At 39.7% G+C, this 19,216-nt stretch carries 15 protein-coding genes; 5 read left to right on the top strand and 10 right to left on the bottom strand.

All coding sequences use genetic code 11. The features are described 5' to 3' along the window. Positions 1-48 precede the first annotated feature (48 nt). Entirely contained in the window at positions 49-399 is a 351-nt protein-coding gene (locus PR808_RS13550) for a YacC family pilotin-like protein (RefSeq protein ID WP_206082966.1), read from the bottom strand. Positions 400-639: 240 nt separating this feature from the next. On the opposite strand from PR808_RS13550, the gene cueO reads away from it, so the two are divergent. Then, the gene (gene cueO / locus PR808_RS13545; protein WP_272539474.1) at positions 640-2,289 is read left to right on the top strand and encodes a multicopper oxidase CueO; all 1,650 of its coding nucleotides are present in this window, start codon (positions 640-642) and stop codon (positions 2,287-2,289) included. Positions 2,290-2,416: 127 nt separating this feature from the next. Continuing rightward, positions 2,417-2,953 carry a hypoxanthine phosphoribosyltransferase gene (gene hpt, locus PR808_RS13540; protein WP_206082964.1) on the top strand — a complete coding sequence of 179 codons (537 nt, stop codon included), beginning with the start codon at positions 2,417-2,419 and terminating at the stop codon, positions 2,951-2,953. A gap of 70 nt (positions 2,954-3,023) precedes the next feature. Here the strand turns inward: hpt and PR808_RS13535 are convergent, their stop codons facing one another. Both PR808_RS13535 and can read right to left on the bottom strand, forming a co-directional pair. Then, positions 3,024-7,178, bottom strand: a complete 4,155-nt coding sequence (locus PR808_RS13535; protein ID WP_272539473.1) for a two-partner secretion domain-containing protein — start codon at positions 7,176-7,178, stop codon at positions 3,024-3,026. A gap of 412 nt (positions 7,179-7,590) precedes the next feature. After that, positions 7,591-8,247, bottom strand: a complete 657-nt coding sequence (can, locus tag PR808_RS13530) for a carbonate dehydratase (RefSeq protein ID WP_206082962.1) — start codon at positions 8,245-8,247, stop codon at positions 7,591-7,593. A gap of 257 nt (positions 8,248-8,504) precedes the next feature. Between can and PR808_RS13525 the strand changes: the two genes are divergently transcribed. Continuing rightward, positions 8,505-9,446 (top strand): ABC transporter ATP-binding protein, encoded by a 942-nt coding sequence (locus PR808_RS13525; RefSeq protein WP_206082961.1) that lies wholly within the window; start codon positions 8,505-8,507, stop codon positions 9,444-9,446. Then, positions 9,443-10,213, top strand: coding sequence for an ABC transporter permease (locus PR808_RS13520; protein ID WP_206082960.1), 771 nt, complete (start codon positions 9,443-9,445; stop codon positions 10,211-10,213). The genes PR808_RS13525 and PR808_RS13520 overlap by 4 nt, the downstream gene beginning before the upstream one ends. A gap of 115 nt (positions 10,214-10,328) precedes the next feature. Here the strand turns inward: PR808_RS13520 and panD are convergent, their stop codons facing one another. The 7 genes from panD to sfsA form a co-directional block, all read right to left on the bottom strand. Then, positions 10,329-10,709 carry an aspartate 1-decarboxylase gene (gene panD, locus PR808_RS13515; RefSeq protein WP_206082959.1) on the bottom strand — a complete coding sequence of 127 codons (381 nt, stop codon included), beginning with the start codon at positions 10,707-10,709 and terminating at the stop codon, positions 10,329-10,331. Between the two features lie 239 nt (positions 10,710-10,948). Next, on the bottom strand, positions 10,949-11,812 hold the full coding sequence (gene panC / locus PR808_RS13510) for a pantoate--beta-alanine ligase (RefSeq protein ID WP_272539472.1): 864 nt from the start codon (positions 11,810-11,812) through the stop codon (positions 10,949-10,951). A 26-nt stretch (positions 11,813-11,838) separates the two neighbouring features. After that, positions 11,839-12,630 (bottom strand): 3-methyl-2-oxobutanoate hydroxymethyltransferase, encoded by a 792-nt coding sequence (panB, locus tag PR808_RS13505; RefSeq protein ID WP_206082957.1) that lies wholly within the window; start codon positions 12,628-12,630, stop codon positions 11,839-11,841. 58 nt (positions 12,631-12,688) lie between these two features. Beyond that, a complete protein-coding gene (folK, locus tag PR808_RS13500; RefSeq protein WP_206082956.1) occupies positions 12,689-13,180 on the bottom strand; it encodes a 2-amino-4-hydroxy-6-hydroxymethyldihydropteridine diphosphokinase in 492 nt (163 codons plus the stop codon). Between the two features lie 14 nt (positions 13,181-13,194). Continuing rightward, entirely contained in the window at positions 13,195-14,541 is a 1,347-nt protein-coding gene (gene pcnB / locus PR808_RS13495; protein ID WP_241016797.1) for a polynucleotide adenylyltransferase PcnB, read from the bottom strand. A 728-nt stretch (positions 14,542-15,269) separates the two neighbouring features. After that, on the bottom strand, positions 15,270-15,725 hold the full coding sequence (gene dksA / locus PR808_RS13490) for an RNA polymerase-binding protein DksA (protein WP_004260494.1): 456 nt from the start codon (positions 15,723-15,725) through the stop codon (positions 15,270-15,272). A 194-nt stretch (positions 15,726-15,919) separates the two neighbouring features. After that, entirely contained in the window at positions 15,920-16,630 is a 711-nt protein-coding gene (gene sfsA, locus PR808_RS13485) for a DNA/RNA nuclease SfsA (protein WP_206082954.1), read from the bottom strand. Between the two features lie 100 nt (positions 16,631-16,730). Here sfsA and hrpB point away from each other — a divergent pair, with 100 nt between their 5' ends. Further along, positions 16,731-19,190: an ATP-dependent helicase HrpB gene (hrpB, locus tag PR808_RS13480; protein WP_272539471.1), complete on the top strand. Its 2,460-nt coding sequence runs from the start codon at positions 16,731-16,733 to the stop codon at positions 19,188-19,190. The last annotated feature ends 26 nt before the right edge of the window (positions 19,191-19,216 follow it).

Genomic DNA, 19,216 nt, shown 5'->3' with positions numbered 1-19,216 from the left:
AAACATGCACTTAAATCCTTGCATGTTTTCTCGACTTAGAGCATGGGGTTATTTTACGTAGGCGAAAAGGCCAAGTGAATCCCGTGCGAGTGACTGGCATTTAAACTCTTGTGTGAGTGGTATTCCCTTCAAGTCGTTATAACTTTCTTTATTTAGCTGAGTCATTTTTTCAGAGTTGTAGTTGCTCAAATCCCATTTATTGCTTTTCGCAAAGTACACGATAGCGCGTTCAATTTCTCTATCGGGAATTTGTGAGTACCCACAGTCATATTTTAGGTAAATAAAAACAGCCGTCAGATCAGCCAGATCTTCAGCTTCGTTAGGGGCAAGAGCTCTGGCAGAATTGGTTATCCCTAACAGAGTCATTATGCATGACATCATTAATATAAATTTGCGCATTCTTTATTCTATCGGGTTTCTATGTCAAGTAACGTTAGCATAAGAATAGAATTGTTAGTCAACTATATTTTTCTTAAATGAATGTAATAAACCCATAATTATTGAGTGGGTTTATTGACCTTCCTGTAAGGGGAGGCTTTATCATTTGTTTTATTAAACCATGTTTTGCAGAGAAAGGGTAATTTCCCTCAACATACTCTGCCAGTGATTATTGATTTGATAATAAAAGGAAGGTTATCAATGTTACGTCGCGATTTTTTAAAATTAAGTGCTATCACATATGCTGCAAGTGCGCTGCCTATTTGGAGCCGCATCGCAGTAGCGGCTGAAAACTATCCCACATTGGCAATTCCCCCGTTACTAGAGCCTGATGCTCAAGGGCATATTCAATTGGCGATCAAGCAAGGAACATCCCAATTTGTCCCTGGTAAGAAAACGACTACATGGGGGTATAACGGTGATTTGCTCGGCCCAGCAATCAGCTTAAAAAATGGCCAAAGTGTTAATATTAATATTGTGAATCAGCTCCCTGAAGATACCACTGTTCACTGGCACGGCTTAGAAATTTCAGGTGAACAAGATGGCGGCCCTCAAGCGATAATCCAACCTGGTGCCAGTCGTAACGTAAATTTTACGGTAAATCAAAGCGAAGCGACTTGTTGGTTCCATCCTCACACTCATGGAAAAACCGGATACCAAGTGGCGATGGGGCTGGCAGGCCTTGTGCTAATTCAAGATGATGACACGGCAAAACATGGTTTACCAAGCCATTGGGGCGTTGATGATATCCCTGTGATTTTACAAGATAAACGGTTGAAAGATGATGGGCAAATCGATTACCAACTAGATGTGATGAGCGCTGCGGTAGGTTGGTTTGGTGACATAATGTTAACCAATGGTGCAGTTTATCCTAAACATGTCGCTCCCAAAGGCTGGTTACGTTTAAGGCTCTTAAATGGTTGTAACGCTCGTAGTTTAAATATCTCCACCAGTGATCGACGTAACATGTATGTCGTTGCGAGTGATGGTGGTTTGTTGGCCGAGCCGATTGCGGTAACAGAGTTACCTATCTTAATGGGAGAGCGTTTTGAGGTGCTAATTGATGCTTCAGATGGTCGTGCATTTGATTTAGTGACATTACCCGTAGGGCAAATGGGGATGACTATTGCACCATTTGACCAACCTCTACCTGTTTTACGTATCGAAACTACATTAACAAATGGTGAAGGTAAATTACCTTCAACTCTTGCTGCAATTTCTGCAATCCCTTCTTTAGCAGGATTAAATCGCCGCCGTTTCCACCTTATGATGGATATGCGTTTAGACATGCAAGGTATGATGATGCTGCGCGAAAAGTATGGTGCTCAAGCGATGGGGAACATGGGCGGTCATGGCGCGATGATGAGCAATATGGATCATGGCGCGATGATGAACAATGGCACCATGAACCATGGTAATATGAGTCAAGGTAATATGGGTAGTGGAAATATGCGAGGTGGCATGGGGAATGGCGGGCATTGCGGCACAGGGACTGGTGATTTAGATATCCATAACGCGAATACCATTAACGGGCAAGTGTTCTCAATGACACACCCAGCATTTGATGCGCCAATGAACCGCCAAGAAATATGGGTCGTTTCAGGGCGTGGTGACATGATGTTGCATCCATTCCATGTACACGGAACTCGATTCCGTATCCTGAAAGAAAATGGCCAGGCTGTTGAGCCGCATCGCCAAGGCTGGAAAGATATTGTTAAAGTTGAAGGGCAGGTGAGCGAAATTTTAGTGGAATTTAAACACCCTGCGACGAAAGAGCATCCGTATATGGCACATTGCCATTTATTAGAACATGAAGACACAGGAATGATGCTTGGTTTTACAGTGAGTTAACCAAATACTTTAGTTTTAGGACGAAATGCAGCATTAAATGTTATTGCTGCATTTTCCTTTATTAGTATCTACGCCTCGCCTATGGTAAAATTACGCGCTTTCCATTCCCATAGATGCGTAATTGAAGATGAAACATACCCTTGAAGTCATGATCTCTGAAGAAGAGATTGCTCAACGAATCAGCGAATTAGCTGAAAAAATCAGTGCTCATTATCAACCACTTGAAGGCGATTTAGTCCTTGTTGGTTTATTAAAAGGGTCATTCATTTTTATGGCAGATTTATGCCGTAAAATTAATGTTCCCCATGAAGTTGATTTTATGACTGTTTCAAGTTACGGCAATGCGATGACATCAAGCCGTGATGTTAAAATTGTCAAAGACTTGGACGAAGATATTCGTGATAAGCACGTTTTAATTGTTGAAGATATTATCGACTCTGGTAATACCTTAAATAAAGTTCGTGAGATTTTCGAATTACGCGGCCCTAAATCTGTCGCTATTTGCACATTGTTGGATAAACCATCACGCCGTGAAGTGGATGTTCCAGTTGAATGGATTGGTTACTCAATCGAAGATAAATTCGTTGTTGGTTATGGTATCGACTACGCACAACAGTACCGTCATTTGCCTTATATTGGCCATGTAACGTTACTCGAAGATTAATATTCTGGGCAATCCCATAAAAAAGGACAGCTAAGCTGTCCTTTTTGTTTTATGGCATACCTGTCATATTTTAGGGGGTATTAATGATGACATTGCTGCCCAAGATTTGCCCGTTAGTGTTTGATAGGCTAGGTGTTGTCACTGTAGTGACATTTCTTGAGTTAATTTTTCCATTATAGTTATTAATAGAATGCGTAGCTTTAGCGGTTAAGCCAAGGTCTGCATTCATTAAACCACTATAGTTGGAAATTGTATTTGCAGTTGCTTTCAGATTTCCTGCGCTTTTTATTTGAGCATAGTTGTTAATGATTTCATTACCCATTGTAATATTAATATCGGCTTCGCCAGAAGCAGGGAAGACAGCATTGGTTTGAATAATGCCAGAAGTATTATTCAATTGGGTACCTTGCATTTTGATACTGCCATTTTCAGCGATAATTCCACCATTTTGTTGTACTAAGCCAAGGTAGGTCGCATATCTGCTAAAGTTAGAGGAATTAGTATTAGAGACATACGTTGCATCCATCACAATATTATTATCAGCTTTAATCAACCCGTTTGTATTGTTTAGATACTCAGAGATAAAGTTAAGATTAAAACCTTTAATATAACCTGCAGTATTAACCAAATTATCGACACGGAATGTTGATTTACCATTTCCTGAGGCGATAACACCTGTGTTAGTTAATTTAGGCGTTGTAATATTTAACAGTTTATCGCTACTAATTACTGAGGTACTGTCATTTTGTATTGCATTTCGTGCGGTAATATCCATACGACCAGTTTCAGCCTTAAGAACGGAAGCGCTATTATTTAAATTGTCAGTATCAATGATAACACGACGATTAGCACTCACAGTACTAGACTTACCAATGCTTAAATTAGAACCCGTGTAGGTAAAGTCTCTGCCTGCGCTAACATTTGCTTTTTCAATAGTCGCTGATGCAGCATTTATATTAATATCGCCTGCAGCAATAACTGTATCTGCACCCCATTTACTGTAATATCCACTCCAATGAATGAAACTTTTTGCTAAATTAAAATCAATATTACCAGTGATTGATTTAACTAAGCTTCCACTACCGTAAAAGCTATCAAGGGAATTAATACTGACATTTTTGTAAGCGCTAATTAATGCACTAGGATGATTTACCATTTGGCCATTAGATGTTATATCAACATTGCCGGCACTAGATGTAATGGAATTTTTATTATTAAATACAATGTTGCTAGTCGATGTTATATTAATGTCACCGACAGATTGGATCACTGCGGTATTGTAAATAGAATCCGAATTAACGGTTAATCCCGTACTTCCTGCATTAATTAAACCATTGTTATTAAGTAAATAACCTGAACCGACTGAATTAATATTGATTTTATCAGCATTTAATTTCCCATTAGCTCCAATGGTCACCCCTTTACTAGAGATATTGGTATTAGTCAGTGTAGATAACTCATTACCATTTGCATCAAATAAGTTATTACCTGTAGCGATATTTAACTCTTTTGCATTAACATCACCACTAATAAGTACTGAGCGAGCAATAAAATCAATTGCATCAGCTGAGGATATTGCTTTATTTATAGTGACTTGTCCTTTAGTAACATTATAGCCAATTAAATTACCAGCAACGACTAATGGTGTACCGGTGACAAATGCCCCACGTTCTGCGTTAATAAAGCCACAACTATTACAGGTAATACCTGATGCATTAGCCACAATGACTTGAGCCGCATTACCTGCAACTTCCATCATACCATTAATGGTACTGATGCTATTACCGACAACTTCATTAAGAATAATTTGAGCTTCTTTTCCTGCTGTTATATTGTCATTACCATTAATATTGCCAGCTAACTGAGTTGTGGTTAATGAACTACTATTATTAAAGATGACTCCTTTATCTTTCACATTGAAGCTTTGATAAGTATTATGTGAAATACCTTTATCAGTAGGCTTTTTGATGTGAATAATATTTAGACCATCAGGTCTATAAATGATACCAGTACCATCAACACTATAGGTTTCGTTTGAATCATAGGTTAAAACTGAAGGGGTATAAAGTTCAGTAACACCTAGTGACGATAGTTTTCCATAGTAATTATTAATGGAACCTGTCGATTTAATGATTAATTTATTGCCAGAGTTAATTTTACCCCAGTAATTATTGAGTGATTTAGTGTTGATAGCAATACTATTATCGCTGGTTAGTTCACCATAAGTATTATTAAAATCACCCGTTAAATTAAACTCCATACCACCCAAAGGTGCAGCTCTATCTTGGGCTGCGCTTTTGAATAACCTGTAGTTATTATATAGGTAATGACCTGTAACGGTAATGCCACCATTTAAGGTTTCAATACCACCCACTTTATTGATTAACCCAAATTTACTGGAAACTCGGCTAAAATTACTTGAATTATAATTATTTAGTTGATGAGTATTTAACGCCATATTGTTATATGAACGAATATATCCACCGTTATTGTTTAAATAGTTAGCATTGATATCAAGTGTTTTTGCATCAATAAAACCTTGGTCATTATAGATAAAATCAGACGTAATGCTTAGTTTATCGCCAGCAATGAAACCGCCTTTATTATCAATATCTTTAACATTAATGTTGGACTCGTAGGTTGGCGTTGGAACCGTATTTGGTACATTAGTTGGGGAAATGATTTTACCTGCATTAGTGAGCCTTGCAGATGTAATATTTAATCCACGACCACTACTGATGACTGAGTTTGCGTCATTAGTAATATAATTAGTGACATTTAAATCAGATTTAGCATTAGTGGCAGTAATCGATGATGATTTATTTGTTAGACTATTCGCATCAATGCTCATTCTCCGTTTAGCCGTGATAACAGAGTTAGTATTTTCTATAGAGGATACAGTGTTTAAAATGACATCTCTGCCTGCATCAATTTTAGCATTTTCACTAATAATTCTATCTGCGGTAATATTAATATCTCTACCAGCAATAATTCTATCTTCAGGTCTGACACTTGAATATTCACGCCACTGATAAATTGTACCTCTAGCGTCAATATTGACATCACCTGTCTCGGCTTTGATTAAACCGCCACCATTTTGAATCTCATTGGTTTTAATATTAATATTATTTTTAGCTTGGATGCTCCCACCGTTACGGTTTAAAACAGTATTATTGGTGCGTAAATTAATATCACCTGAGGTTGAAATAAGTTTGCCTTTATCGTTATCAAAGGTTACATATCCAGAATTAGTTTCATTCGTCAGAATATTAAGATCATTTTTAGCACTGACTAACCCTTTGTTATGAAAAGTGTTTACGTTTAAGTCAATATCACCAGAAGACTCTATTTTGTTACTCTCATTAGAGAAAACCCATGCAGATTTAGCCGATAAGCCTTTATCACCCGCTGATATAATCCCCTTATTTTTTACACCGACTCCATTTTCAGTAGAGATTAAGGTGATTTTATCAGCGTACATACCACCTAACGCAGAAACATCAATACCCACAGAAGGTCTACTACCTGTAGCTGCAACAGTAGAGACAACATCACCGTTAGTATCGACAAAGTTATGTCCAGTGACGATTTTGAGCTCTTTTGCTTTTAGTTGGCCGTTAATCACCGCTGAACGCGCGATAATTTCAGTAGGGGAATCAGAAGTTAAACCTTTATTAACGATAATTTGCCCTTTGGCTACGTTATAGCCAAGCAATTCTCCGTTAGTCACAATAGGTTTACCTGTTGTGAGTGTGGTACTTTCGGTATTAATAAATCCACAACTATTACAAGTAATTCCAGATGCGTTAGCAACAATCACTTGTGCTTTTTTACCTGCAACTTCAACCATACCGTTTAAGTTTGTTGCATTATTGGAGTTGACTTCGTTAATAATAACGGAGGCTTCACCACCTGATAAATTAAGGTTGCCGTTAATCATTCCACCCAATTGGGTATTAACATTATCCTTGCTATTATTTAGAATAACCCCTTTATTATCAACATCAAACTTACTGTATATATTGTGAGAAACACCTTTATCGCTGGCTTTATTAATATGGACGATCGTTGGGCCATTACTGTTATTCATGACGCCAGCACCATTGGTATTAATTATTTCTGCTTGAGCGACAGAAGTAATACCTAAAATGGCGGAAACACATAAAACAATCGGTTTTAGCTTTAACGTGGGTGTATAGGACCCAATTTGAATAGGCTGACTCATAGAAATATCCCTAAATATGATTTGAGATTAATATTTGTAAAATAATGATATTTTATTATGACCAATAAATTATGAGTGAAAATAAAAATAAGTATATTTAAAAATACTTAATTGAGATTGTGGTTTTTTTATGAAACAAAATGTTGGGGATTTAATAAAAGCAGGTTAAAGTGTATATTTAATGATTAATTCTTTTATTATCAATTGATAATGTTTACTCTGCGGCGGGGTGGGTATGTGTTATTACTTATGCTTGTATACTTACTTATTTACTCTTAATTATTGTTAATGTTAAATTTTGTTTTATATTTTTATTTGTTTCTTTTATTTATATTTTTATTTATTTTTTATTACTCTGAATTAGGATGTTTGTAATTAAAAGCCCTCATAAGAGAGCTTTCAATTTGTAACTTTATTTATTTTTTTGTGTTAATGTTGCAATAGATTCCCTATAACAAAGTTCGAGTTTTTCTCTGCTATCTGCAGTAATATGCAAATCTTGTAAACGGCCATTATTAATACCGTAGACCCAACCGTGGATCATCACTTTTTGGCCACGCTTCCACGCTGATTGCATAATTGTAGAATGTCCTAAGTTATAAACTTGTTCAACAACATTTAATTCACATAAACGGTCTAAGCGTTCACAAGGTTTGAGTTCGCCTAACATTGAGCTATGCCTATACCATATGTCACGTATGTGAAGTAACCAGTTATTAATTAAACCAAGTTCGGTATTATCAACAGCCGCTTCAATACCACCACAGCCGTAATGGCCACAAATGATGATATGTTCAACTTGCAGAACATCGACAGCATATTGAATGACGGATAAGCAGTTAAGGTCGGTATGGATAACTAAGTTTGCAACATTACGGTGAACGAATAGATCACCAGGCGCTGCATTGATCAATTTTTCAGCAGGAACTCGACTGTCTGAACAGCCAATCCATAGGAATCTTGGCTTTTGTGCTTTTGATAATTCTTTAAAGAATTCAGGATCTTGTTCTTTTACAGAGGCTGACCATGCTTCATTATTAGCAAACAGCTCTTCGATTTTTCTCATCATGACTTATAGCCTAGTTGTGTTACTGTGCGATAAAATCTTATACAACATTTATTGATTAATTAATAATTAGTTATACTAATTACAACATTGGTATAATGAACCACTCATTTAGACAAGACAACCCTCAATTAGTAACATATTGAATTATCTTATATAAATCTATTATCTCTTTTCTGCATAACATAGAGCAGAAAAAAGTGGCATCATAAGAGTATATTGCCTCCAAACCGTCCTAAGAATAAAGGGTTTTTTTATATATGACGTATGCACTTGAGTTATCGCAGTTAACAAAAACCTATTCAGGTGGCGTTAAGGCTCTGCGAGGAATCGACTTATATGTTGAAGATGGTGACTTTTATGCTTTGCTTGGGCCTAATGGCGCAGGCAAATCAACAACTATCGGTATTATCAGCTCATTAGTAAATAAAACGAGCGGCTCAGTTAAAGTATTTGGCTATGACTTAGAAAAACAAGTTGTACTTGCGAAGCAGCAACTCGGGTTGGTCCCTCAAGAATTTAACTTCAACCCATTTGAGACCGTTTTGCAGATTGTCCTAAACCAAGCGGGTTATTATGGTGTCCCGCGTTCTGTTGCCATCCAACGTGCTGAACAATATTTGACGCAATTGGATTTGTGGGAGAAACGTGATGAACGCGCTCGTAATTTATCAGGCGGGATGAAACGCCGATTAATGATCGCTCGAGCGTTAATGCATCAACCAAAGTTATTAATTTTGGACGAACCTACTGCGGGTGTTGATATTGAATTACGCCGTTCTATGTGGTCTTTTTTAAAGAATTTGAATGCACAAGGCACAACAATTATTTTAACAACGCACTATTTAGAAGAAGCAGAAATGCTGTGTCGTAATATCGGTATCATTCAACACGGTGAACTTGTTGAAAATACCAGTATGAAACAGTTGTTGAGCAAATTAGAGTCAGAGACCTTTATTTTTGATTTAATGCCAAAAAGTCCTATACCACAATTATTAGGGTATGAATCTCGTTTGGTAGACACATCAACGATTGAAGTGGATGTAAAGAGAGAGCAGGGGCTAAATAGTGTCTTTAGTCAATTTAGCGAACAAGGTATCCAAATTTTAAGTATGCGTAATAAGGCAAATCGTTTGGAAGAATTATTTGTTAGTTTAGTCAAAAAAGAAAGTAATGCGACCGAAAAGGAGATAACAAGATGATCTCATTATACTGGGTTGCATTAAAAACTATTTGGATAAAAGAAGTCACTCGGTTTGGCCGTATTTGGATACAAACATTATTACCACCCGTGATCACCATGTCGCTGTATTTTGTGATTTTTGGTAATTTAATTGGTTCAAGAATTGGTGATATGGGAGGGGTAGATTATATGCAATTTATCGTTCCTGGTCTGATTATGATGGCTGTTATTACCAATTCATATTCAAATGTTTGTTCATCATTTTTTGGTTCAAAATTCCAAAAAAATATTGAAGAATTACTTGTTGCGCCTGTTCCAACGCATATTATTATCGCTGGTTTTGTTGGTGGTGGTGTTGCGAGAGGAATTTTAGTTGGTTTCCTCGTCACATTGGTTTCTTTGTTTTTTATTCCACTACAGGTGCATTCATGGATTATGGTCGTGGTGACACTATTGCTCACAGCGATTGTGTTTTCACTTGCTGGGCTATTAAATGCGATTTTTGCAAAAACATTTGATGATATTAGTATTGTACCAACGTTTGTACTAACACCCTTAACTTACTTGGGTGGGGTATTTTATTCCTTATCGTTATTGCCGCCATTCTGGCAAGCCGTGTCAAAGTTAAACCCCATCGTTTATATGATTAGCGGGTTTAGGTATGGTTTTCTTGGTATTGCAGATGTGTCAATTGCAATTACACTTGGAGTACTAATGATTTTCTTAGTCGTTTTCTATTTACTGACCTGGTATTTAATTGAGCAGGGTAGAGGGCTTAGAAGCTAAGAATGGACGATTGAATTCTGTATGAAAAAGCTGCTTTTGCTATGCAATATAGCAAAAGCAGCTTTTTATATTTAAATAACATAATTATCAGTTAGTTAAATATGTAAGTTACGGGCTAAGCCACTTGTACAGGGACTGCTTTTGCAATTCGGCTCATCACATTATTTTCATCAAAGTAAGCGACGTTTGGCTTGTGAGTGCGAGCATCTTCATCACTCATATTCACATATGAACAGATGATCAGCTTATCACCCACCGCAGCACGACGAGCAGCAGCGCCATTAACGGAAATGATACGCGAGCCTCTTTCCCCCGAAATAGCATAAGTTGAAAAGCGTTCACCATTATCAACGTTATAAATATCAATGGCTTCGTATTCAAGGATACCCGCAGCGTCCATAAAGTCTTGGTCGATAGCACAAGAACCCTCGTAGTGGAGGTCAGCCTGAGTGACAGTGACTCGGTGGAGTTTGCCTTGTAACATTTTTCTTAACATTTTTTTCTTCTTCGTCCTTCAAACTGCAGCGTTGTTGGCTACGTGCATTCGCCCTAGTCACATACTTATGTATGTTCCCAGGAGCTCACTTACTTGCCGCCTAGCTGCAATCTGAATGACTTTGAAGAAATCATTGTGCCTTCAAACTGCAGCGTTGTTGGCTACGTGCAATGTAAGTCGTAACTGGATTATCAACGCAGCAAGATGGTTGCTGTGAAAGTATTATAAGTCTTATTGTTTTATTTAATATCGCGTTTCAGGTCAACTTGTAAATTGTCAATTAAACGGGTTTGACCTAACCATGCAGCCATTAAAATTACAGCACGTTTGCTTGCATCACTAAGTGGCAATAATGTTTCTGCGTCACGAATAAACAGCTCGTCAGGGGTAAAACCTGCTTCACGTAAGCTGTTATTCATGTCGGCAATAATATCGTCAGATGAACTTGGCTCAATTACTAATTTTTCTCCCGCTTGTTGCATAATTTGATACAGCATAGGTGCGGTTTTTAGCTCATCGGCAGATAAATTGTTATTACGAGAGCTCAGTGCTAGACCATTTTTGGCTCTCACTGTTGGGACACTGATAATTTGGGTATCAAAAGATAAGTCATTAACTAATTTACGAATTAATTGCAGTTGTTGATAGTCTTTTTCACCAAATAAGGCAATTTCAGGCTGAACGAGGTTAAACAGCTTTGTGATAACCGTAGCTACGCCCTTAAAATGCCCAGGGCGGCTTGCACCTTCTAACATCGTTGATAACTCAGGCACTTCAACAAAAGTCTGTTTTTCCATACCGTCAGGGTAGAATTCTTGCGAAGAGGGTGCAAAAATTAAATTTATGCCCTTACGTTTGAGTTTTTCACAGTCTTCTTGCAGTGTGCGAGGGTAATTTGCGAGGTCTGATTGTCTATCAAATTGCATTGGGTTAACAAAAATACTCGCAATAACAATATCAGCTTGCTGTTTGGCTTGGTCAATCAGCGTTAAGTGACCATCATGCAAATTTCCCATCGTTGGGACAAGTGCGATGCGTTTGCCTTCTTGTTTCCAACGGCGAATTTCGCGGCGAAGTATCAGTGCCGTTTCAACGATAAGCATACAAGTCGTCCTTATATATGAGTCAATTAAGAAAATGAATGAGCTTCAGCTGGGTAAATGCCTGCTTCCACTTCTTGAATATACAAGCGGATGGCATCATGCATGTTGCCTGCCTGCGCAAGGAAATTTTTCGCAAATTTCGGTGGGCGAGCGGTAATCCCTAACGCATCATGCATCACCAAAATTTGCCCATCCGTTCCATTTCCTGCGCCAATACCAATAACGGGTAATAACAATTCTTCTGTGACGTGGTTAGCTAATGACGTTGGCACACATTCAAGTACTAATAGCTGTATCCCTGCATTTTCGAGGGCAATTGCATCTTTTACTAGCTGATTAGCTGTCACTTCGTCACGACCTTGTACTTTGTACCCACCCAGTACATTCACCGCTTGTGGTGTTAACCCTAAATGGCCACAAACAGGCACAGAACGTTCAGTTAGCATTTTGACCGTATCACATAACCAGCTACCACCTTCGATTTTAACCATGTTTGCTCCCGCCTGCATAAGAATAGCGGCATTAGCACAGGCTTGCTCTGGGGTAGCGTAGCTCATAAATGGCATGTCTGCGATGATAAAGGCGTCTGGTGCACCTTTGCGGACGCAGCGGGTATGGTAGGCAATTTGTTCGACAGTAACGGGTAATGTGCTGGTTTCACCTTGAATAGTCATACCTAACGAGTCACCTACCAGCATCACTTGGATCCCTTGCTCATAAAATAATTGAGCAAAGCTTGCATCGTAGGCGGTCATGGTAGCAAATTTGCGTTTGTCTTTTTTAAACTGACATAAATCAGCCAGAGAAATTGGTTTCATTATAATAACCTCCGGAAATGATCTCCCAACGACCACACCTCAGAAGAGGTTGATTATTTTAGGCGTTAATATCCCAAAATGTTAGGCCGTTACGCGGGACGTGTGTGAGTCTTTCAGACAGCAATTCACCATCTGGAAAAACAAGAGTAGGGGCAAGTTCGCTGAGTGGATACAACATAAATTCTCGCTCCTTCAGCCCATAGTGTGGAACCGTTAATCGTGGTGTATTAATAACACGGTTACCAAAAAGCATGATATCGAGATCGAGGGTTCTCGGCCCCCAGCGTTCGTCTTTGCGCACACGACCAAGGTCAAGCTCGATTTGTTGGGTATAGTTGAGTAGTGCTTCTGGCTCAAGCGTTGTTTCAAGGCATACAGCCAGATTTAAAAAATCTGGCTGATTTTGCGGGCCTAACGGCTTCGTGCGGTAAATAGATGATGTTGCAGTAACATGGCTATTAGGAATAGCGTCTAATGCTGCAATAGCTTGTTGTGCCTGTTTAAGAGGCTCACCAAGGTTACTTCCTACAGCAATATAGACTTGTTCCATAACGGGCTCTCTATTTATGACGATTTATTGGGTTTGCGTGCCCCTGCATGAGAGGAGCGTTGCGGGCGATGACGGCGGCGAGTTGGGGCATTGCCTAATTCTGAAATCATCTCACGCTGCTTGCTGTTGTTAGCTTGCTGAAAATCTGCCCACCATAGTGCCAGTTCTTGTAGCTCATTACGATGTTCTACATTGGCTCTAAGCTCTAATAAATCAAAGGCGGCACGGAACTTTGGGTGCTCCATTAATTTATTGGCGCGTCGCCCTTGGCGGCGTGGTAAGCGTAATTGCAGTAACCAGATATCACGCATTGTTGTCGTGATACGTTTAGGGATGGCAATTGAACGACATTGCTCATCTAAAATATCATTCATCGCAAGGGCAAAGGCATCATAATAAGCGAGGCCACCTTCTTGGGACAGCTTCTCTGCATGTTCAGTAACGGGATACCATAACATGGCCGCAAATAAAAATGCAGGGTTGACACGCTTATCGTTTTTAAGCCTGAAGTCTGTGTTTTTCAAGACTTGCTCAATGATTTTTTCCATTGGCGAGTCATCAGTTTCACTAAAACGGCTCGAAATAACAGGGAATAGTTGCTCAAATAAACCAAATTTCTTGAGCATCTTGTACGTTGAATAACCTTGACCTGCTTGAAGTAATTTTAAGGACTCTTCAAATAATCTTGCAGAAGGAATTTCCCTTAATAATGGAGCAAGATGATAAATTGGGTCTGCGGTTTTTGGCTCAATAGTCATGTCCAACTTACACGCAAAGCGTACTGCCCTGAGCATTCTAACAGGGTCTTCGCGGTAACGAGTTTCAGGGTCACCAATAAGACGAATAACACCCGCTTTAAGATCAGCCAATCCATTGACGTAGTCACGTAAAGTGAAATCATCAATGTTGTAATACAGACTATTAACGGTGAAATCGCGACGAATAGCGTCTTCTTCGATAGAACCAAAAATGTTATCGCGCAGCAACATGCCATTTTGTGCCTGTGATGACAAGTTCTTATCATCTGAGGCATTCTGGTCATGATGTCCGCGGAAAGTTGCAACTTCAATAATCTCAGGGCCAAACATAATATGCGCTAAGCGGAATCGGCGGCCAACAAGGCGGCAATTGCGAAATAGCTTACGGATTTGCTCTGGCGTTGCATTTGTTGTGATATCAAAGTCTTTTGGCTTTTGGCCTAATAATAAATCACGAACACCACCACCCACTAAGTAGGCTTCATAGCCACTTTTATTTAAACGATAGAGGACTTTCAGCGCATTATCGCTGATGTCACTGCGGGAAATAGAGTGTTCAGAACGCGGAATAACAGTAATGTTTTCGTTATTTTCGGTTGTCATTGTAGGGTGTTTCTCAGACGAAGAATCGGCACGTTGAGATTGACGAACCGTTTTTTTAATAGATGCTGTTTTTGGCGTTTGTTTAGCGTTCCGAGTACGAGGAGATGTCTGCTCCTTATCGGAATGAGTGACTGGCCTTTTACCGGCTGCCGAGGTATCTCGCTGAGTATGCGTGTGCTGCAAGGAATCTTCACTATTCGATGCAGTGGTATTACGAGATAAAATGTGACGGCAGAAATTTGCTACTCGGTTAAAAATAGTACACCTCGATGTGATTACCAATGTTCAATAAACAAAATAAGCGGCTAATCATAGCTCACAGAAGTTTCTTTGAGAATGGTTAAACGAATAAAAGTCACGTCTAATCATTTTTTTTATCAATAAAAATAGATTAAAAAACAAGCGATATTTTTCTTGGTTTCATCACTTATGGCGCAGAATACCTTATTTTAGTGGGTTTTTACCACAAAGACATTAAGCGCTATTTAAACCATAATCTGAAAAATACACTGTAAAATTCAATAAAAAATTTACTGAAAAATCGCATTTTTATTAAGATCTGATTAACGTATTCGTTTGCTAGCCATGAATTTTATCAAAAATGATAGCAAAAATAAGGAATGAATAAAGGCGCGTATTAGATTGTGTGAAAAAGAGGGGATTTTAAAGGGGCGAAACCCTTACAACGGCGCACGCAATATGCGCCGTTCAGGACTCCATTTGAGCAATTAGCCTGCCATTTGCTTTTCGCGAATTTCAGCTAATGTTTTACAGTCGATACATAAATCAGCGGTAGGACGGGCTTCCAAACGACGGATGCCAATTTCTACACCACATGATTCACAGTAGCCAAAGTCGTCATCTTCAACTTTTTTCAGCGTTTTCTCGATTTTCTTAATCAATTTACGTTCACGATCCCGGTTACGTAATTCAAGGCTGAATTCTTCTTCCTGAGCGGCTCTATCAACGGGGTCTGGAAAGTTAGCTGCCTCATCTTGCATATGAGTAACAGTCCGGTCCACTTCATCTCTGAGTTGATTGCGCCATGCTTCGAGAATGAGCTTAAAATGCGCCAATTGGGCTTCGTTCATGTACTCTTCGCCAGCTTTTTCATGATAGGGCTCAACCCCAGCAATGGCGAGAATGCTTAAGGACGATGTCTTACGTTTTTGCCCTTCTTGCATAATGCTTCTCCTACACACGCAAATTTTACAAAAACCCCAAGGGGGAAAATTTAAGGTCGCTATAAATAGCAGAAGAGAGCTCTCTTGGCAATCGTTCATGCAATGAGTTTTGTAATGCTGTGAGGGCGAGCGTGTTTATTCCCTTTTAGCGCCCCAGAACTCAGCGGCCCCGTATAAAAATCTATTAAAAAATATTATTTAATAGATGTAAAACTAATCTGTTTACTTAACGACATTTGTTGAGCAGTTATATCTGCCTGATAACAAAGTACTTCAACACCGCCTTGCCTTGCTTCCTCTAATAATTGCGCATATTTCTTATCAATATGCGCCGCTGCTGATGCTACGTGAATACCTGTATGTAACGCAACAAACAATAGTATGGCTCTTTTTCCTTCTTTCGCAATATGCATGAGTTCTCTTAAGTGTTTTTGTCCTCTAAGCGTCACCGCATCAGGGAAAAAACCGTGTTCATTTTCCAGTAAAGTGACTGATTTAACTTCAATAAAACAGTCAGGTAACCCATCGTGTGAGAGAAGAAAATCAATGCGACTATTTTCTGTTCCATATTTCACTTCAGGTTTTATCTTGCTGTAGTCAGATAATTCTGGAATGCACTTTCCGGTTAAGGCTTCAGCGACAAGTTGGTTTGCACGAAGGGTGTTGATACAAATAAAGTGTCCTTGTGTTGTCTGAGTTAACTCCCAACTGTGGGGATATTTGCGTTTTGCATTGTCAGAGGTGGAATACCAGACGGTATCTCCAGGAGTTGCACATCCAGTCATCGCACCTGTATTGGCACAGTGAATTGTTATCTCTTCGCCATTAGGTAAGGTGACATCCGCTAGAAACCGTTTATAACGCTTAATTAAAGTGGCAGGTTGTAAAGGGGGATGAAATTCCATAAGGTCTCCGCGGTGCTAACCAGTGATAAGCTGACTGATGAAAGAGGCTAATGCTACAATGTCTGATAGCAAAAGTTAAATGCAGGGAGTAGTTACTTTCGTGTTACCTATATTAGAAGTCAGTGAATCGTTACTGGCAGCCTTAAAATCTTCTCCACAAGTTTTATTACACGCCCCAACAGGCGCGGGTAAATCAACGGTATTACCCCTTGAAATACTCAAAAGTGGCGTCATTGATGGGCGAATTATTATGTTAGAACCGCGTCGTCTTGCTGCGCGTTCAGTCGCAACGCGTTTAGCACAGCAGCTTGGCGAAGAGGTAGGTAACACGATAGGGTTACGTATGCGTTCGGAAACGAAAGTGAGCCGCCATACGTGTCTAGAGGTGGTAACGGAAGGCGTACTTGCACGGCAGTTACAAAGTGACCCGATGCTTGAAGGTATTGGGTTGGTGATTTTAGATGAGTTTCACGAGCGAAATTTACAGGCAGACCTCGGCCTTGCCCTGTTATTAGATACTCAGCAAGCACTGCGAGATGATTTGCGTATCTTATTAATGTCAGCAACATTGGATAACCAAGGCCTGACACAGTTATTTCCTGAAGCGCCAGTCATTACATCTCAAGGTCGTACTTTCCCTGTTGTGCGTGAATACCATCCAATTAACTCTAACAAGTTATTCCATAAAGAAGTGGCATCAGTGGTGTGGCAATTATTGCAACAAGAACCAGGCTCACTACTTTTGTTCCTCCCAGGCGTTGGGGAAATAGAGAAAGTGAGAGCAGAACTCTCCTCTATGGTAAGTGAGGACATACTTTTGTGTCCGTTATATGGTGCACTTTCACTGCAAGCTCAACAACAAGCCATCCAAGTTGCTCCCAAAGGAAAACGCAAAGTGGTGTTGGCAACCAATATTGCAGAAACCAGTTTAACCATAGAGGGTATTCGTTTAGTGGTAGATAGCGGTTTTGAACGTGTTGGGCAGTTTAACCCACGTACAGGGTTAACAAAATTGGTAAAACAGCGAATAAGCCAAGCGTCAATGGCTCAAAGAGCTGGGCGAGCAGGACGTTTAGAAGCGGGTATGTGTTGGCACTTATTCAGTGAGGAGCAAGCCGAACGTGCCGCCCAGTTTAGCGAGGCTGAAATTAACCAAAGCGATCTCAGTGGGTTATGGCTCTCTTTATTACAATGGGGATGTCATGATACGGCGCAACTAAATTGGTTATCGCCACCACCGCAACCTGCGATTGCCGCTGCGAAGGGGTTATTAACAAAATTAGGAGCTGTAGATAGCCAAGGCAAGTTAACGGTATTAGGGCAAAAGATGGCGGTTTTCGCTAGCGAGGTGCGAACTGCTGCGATGCTCTGTAAAGCGCAAGAAAGTCAAAATAAAAATGTGATGCAGCTCGCCGCATTGTTAACGGCAATCATTGAAGAACCTCCACGTAATGGGGGATGCGACTTACGTAGTTTTATAGAAAGGCCGACAGACAATTGGTGTAAACGTGCATCAATGCTGAGTGAACAAAAAGTATCGAATAAAATTAGTCAACAAGGTGCGCTGATAAGTGAGTGGTTACCAACATTGTTAGCTGCGGCTTTCCCAGATCGTATCGCCAAATCTCGTGATAACCAATTGCGTTATCAACTCGCTAGCGGCTTAGGTGCATCCCTGAATGAATCGGATTCGCTTATTGGCTCGCCATGGTTAATGGTCGTCTCGGTTTGGCAGCCTGAAAATTCGGCAGATGCACGAATTTCATTAGCTTATCCGATTGAAATTGAACAGTTGCAAGTTGATAACCCTACTTTATTTAGGTCGCAAGAAACTGTGGAATGGGATGAGCAAAAGGGCACTTTATTAGCGTGGAAACGCTTGCAATGTGGGCAACTGGTGGTGAAATCAGAGCGGCTTACTAACCCAGATAAAACGGAAATTCGCCAAGCATTGGTTTACTGGCTAAAGCAAAATGGCTTACAACAACTGAATTGGCAGGAAGATGCACTTCAATTGTGTATTCGTTGCACATTAGCGAAACAGTTGTTTCCTGAAGTTAACTTCCCTGATTTTGATGAAAATGCACTATTGGATTCTTTGGGTGAATGGTTAGAGCCCTATTTGGATGGCGTGACGAACAAGCAAAAATTGCAGCAAATTAATTTAGCCAAGTTATTAATCAACCGTTTGGATTGGCAGCAACAGCAGTGGTTGCAGAGTCAGTTTCCAGACACTTACCACGCGCCATCCTTACACGATGTGAGTATTCACTATGCCTTAGATAAACCGCCATTTATCGAAATTCGCATGCAAGAAATGTACGGTGAAAAAACAAACCCAACTGTTGCTCAGGGAAAACTTACCTTAACGCTGTCTTTATTATCGCCTGCCATGCGACCACTGCAAATTACTCAAGACCTCGGTGCGTTTTGGCAAGGTAGCTACAAAGAGATTCAAAAAGAGATGAAAGGACGCTATCCAAAGCATTTGTGGCCAGATGACCCCGCGAATACGGCACCCACAAGGCAAACAAAAAAAGCGATGATGAGTACGAAATAACCGATTTTTGTGCTCTAATAGCGAGT

Origin of the sequence: Providencia sp. PROV197, from assembly GCF_028479625.1 — a bacterium.
Taxonomy (GTDB): Bacteria; Pseudomonadota; Gammaproteobacteria; order Enterobacterales; family Enterobacteriaceae; genus Providencia; species Providencia vermicola.
This window is presented reverse-complemented; position numbering and strand designations above follow the sequence as displayed.

Excerpts from the sequence above, each read along its gene's own strand:
- panC (WP_272539472.1), bottom strand. The coding sequence starts at position 11,812 with ATGCTTATCGTTGAAACGGCACTGATACTTCGCCGCGAAATTCGCCGT.
- PR808_RS13535 (WP_272539473.1), bottom strand. The coding sequence starts at position 7,178 with ATGAGTCAGCCTATTCAAATTGGGTCCTATACACCCACGTTAAAGCTA.
- hpt (WP_206082964.1), top strand. The coding sequence starts at position 2,417 with ATGAAACATACCCTTGAAGTCATGATCTCTGAAGAAGAGATTGCTCAA.
- cueO (WP_272539474.1), top strand. The coding sequence starts at position 640 with ATGTTACGTCGCGATTTTTTAAAATTAAGTGCTATCACATATGCTGCA.
- PR808_RS13525 (WP_206082961.1), top strand. The coding sequence starts at position 8,505 with ATGACGTATGCACTTGAGTTATCGCAGTTAACAAAAACCTATTCAGGT.
- panD (WP_206082959.1), bottom strand. The coding sequence starts at position 10,709 with ATGTTAAGAAAAATGTTACAAGGCAAACTCCACCGAGTCACTGTCACT.
- folK (WP_206082956.1), bottom strand. The coding sequence starts at position 13,180 with ATGGAACAAGTCTATATTGCTGTAGGAAGTAACCTTGGTGAGCCTCTT.
- pcnB (WP_241016797.1), bottom strand. The coding sequence starts at position 14,541 with ATGACAACCGAAAATAACGAAAACATTACTGTTATTCCGCGTTCTGAA.
- PR808_RS13520 (WP_206082960.1), top strand. The coding sequence starts at position 9,443 with ATGATCTCATTATACTGGGTTGCATTAAAAACTATTTGGATAAAAGAA.
- sfsA (WP_206082954.1), bottom strand. The coding sequence starts at position 16,630 with ATGGAATTTCATCCCCCTTTACAACCTGCCACTTTAATTAAGCGTTAT.
- dksA (WP_004260494.1), bottom strand. The coding sequence starts at position 15,725 with ATGCAAGAAGGGCAAAAACGTAAGACATCGTCCTTAAGCATTCTCGCC.
- panB (WP_206082957.1), bottom strand. The coding sequence starts at position 12,630 with ATGAAACCAATTTCTCTGGCTGATTTATGTCAGTTTAAAAAAGACAAA.
- can (WP_206082962.1), bottom strand. The coding sequence starts at position 8,247 with ATGATGAGAAAAATCGAAGAGCTGTTTGCTAATAATGAAGCATGGTCA.
- PR808_RS13550 (WP_206082966.1), bottom strand. The coding sequence starts at position 399 with ATGCGCAAATTTATATTAATGATGTCATGCATAATGACTCTGTTAGGG.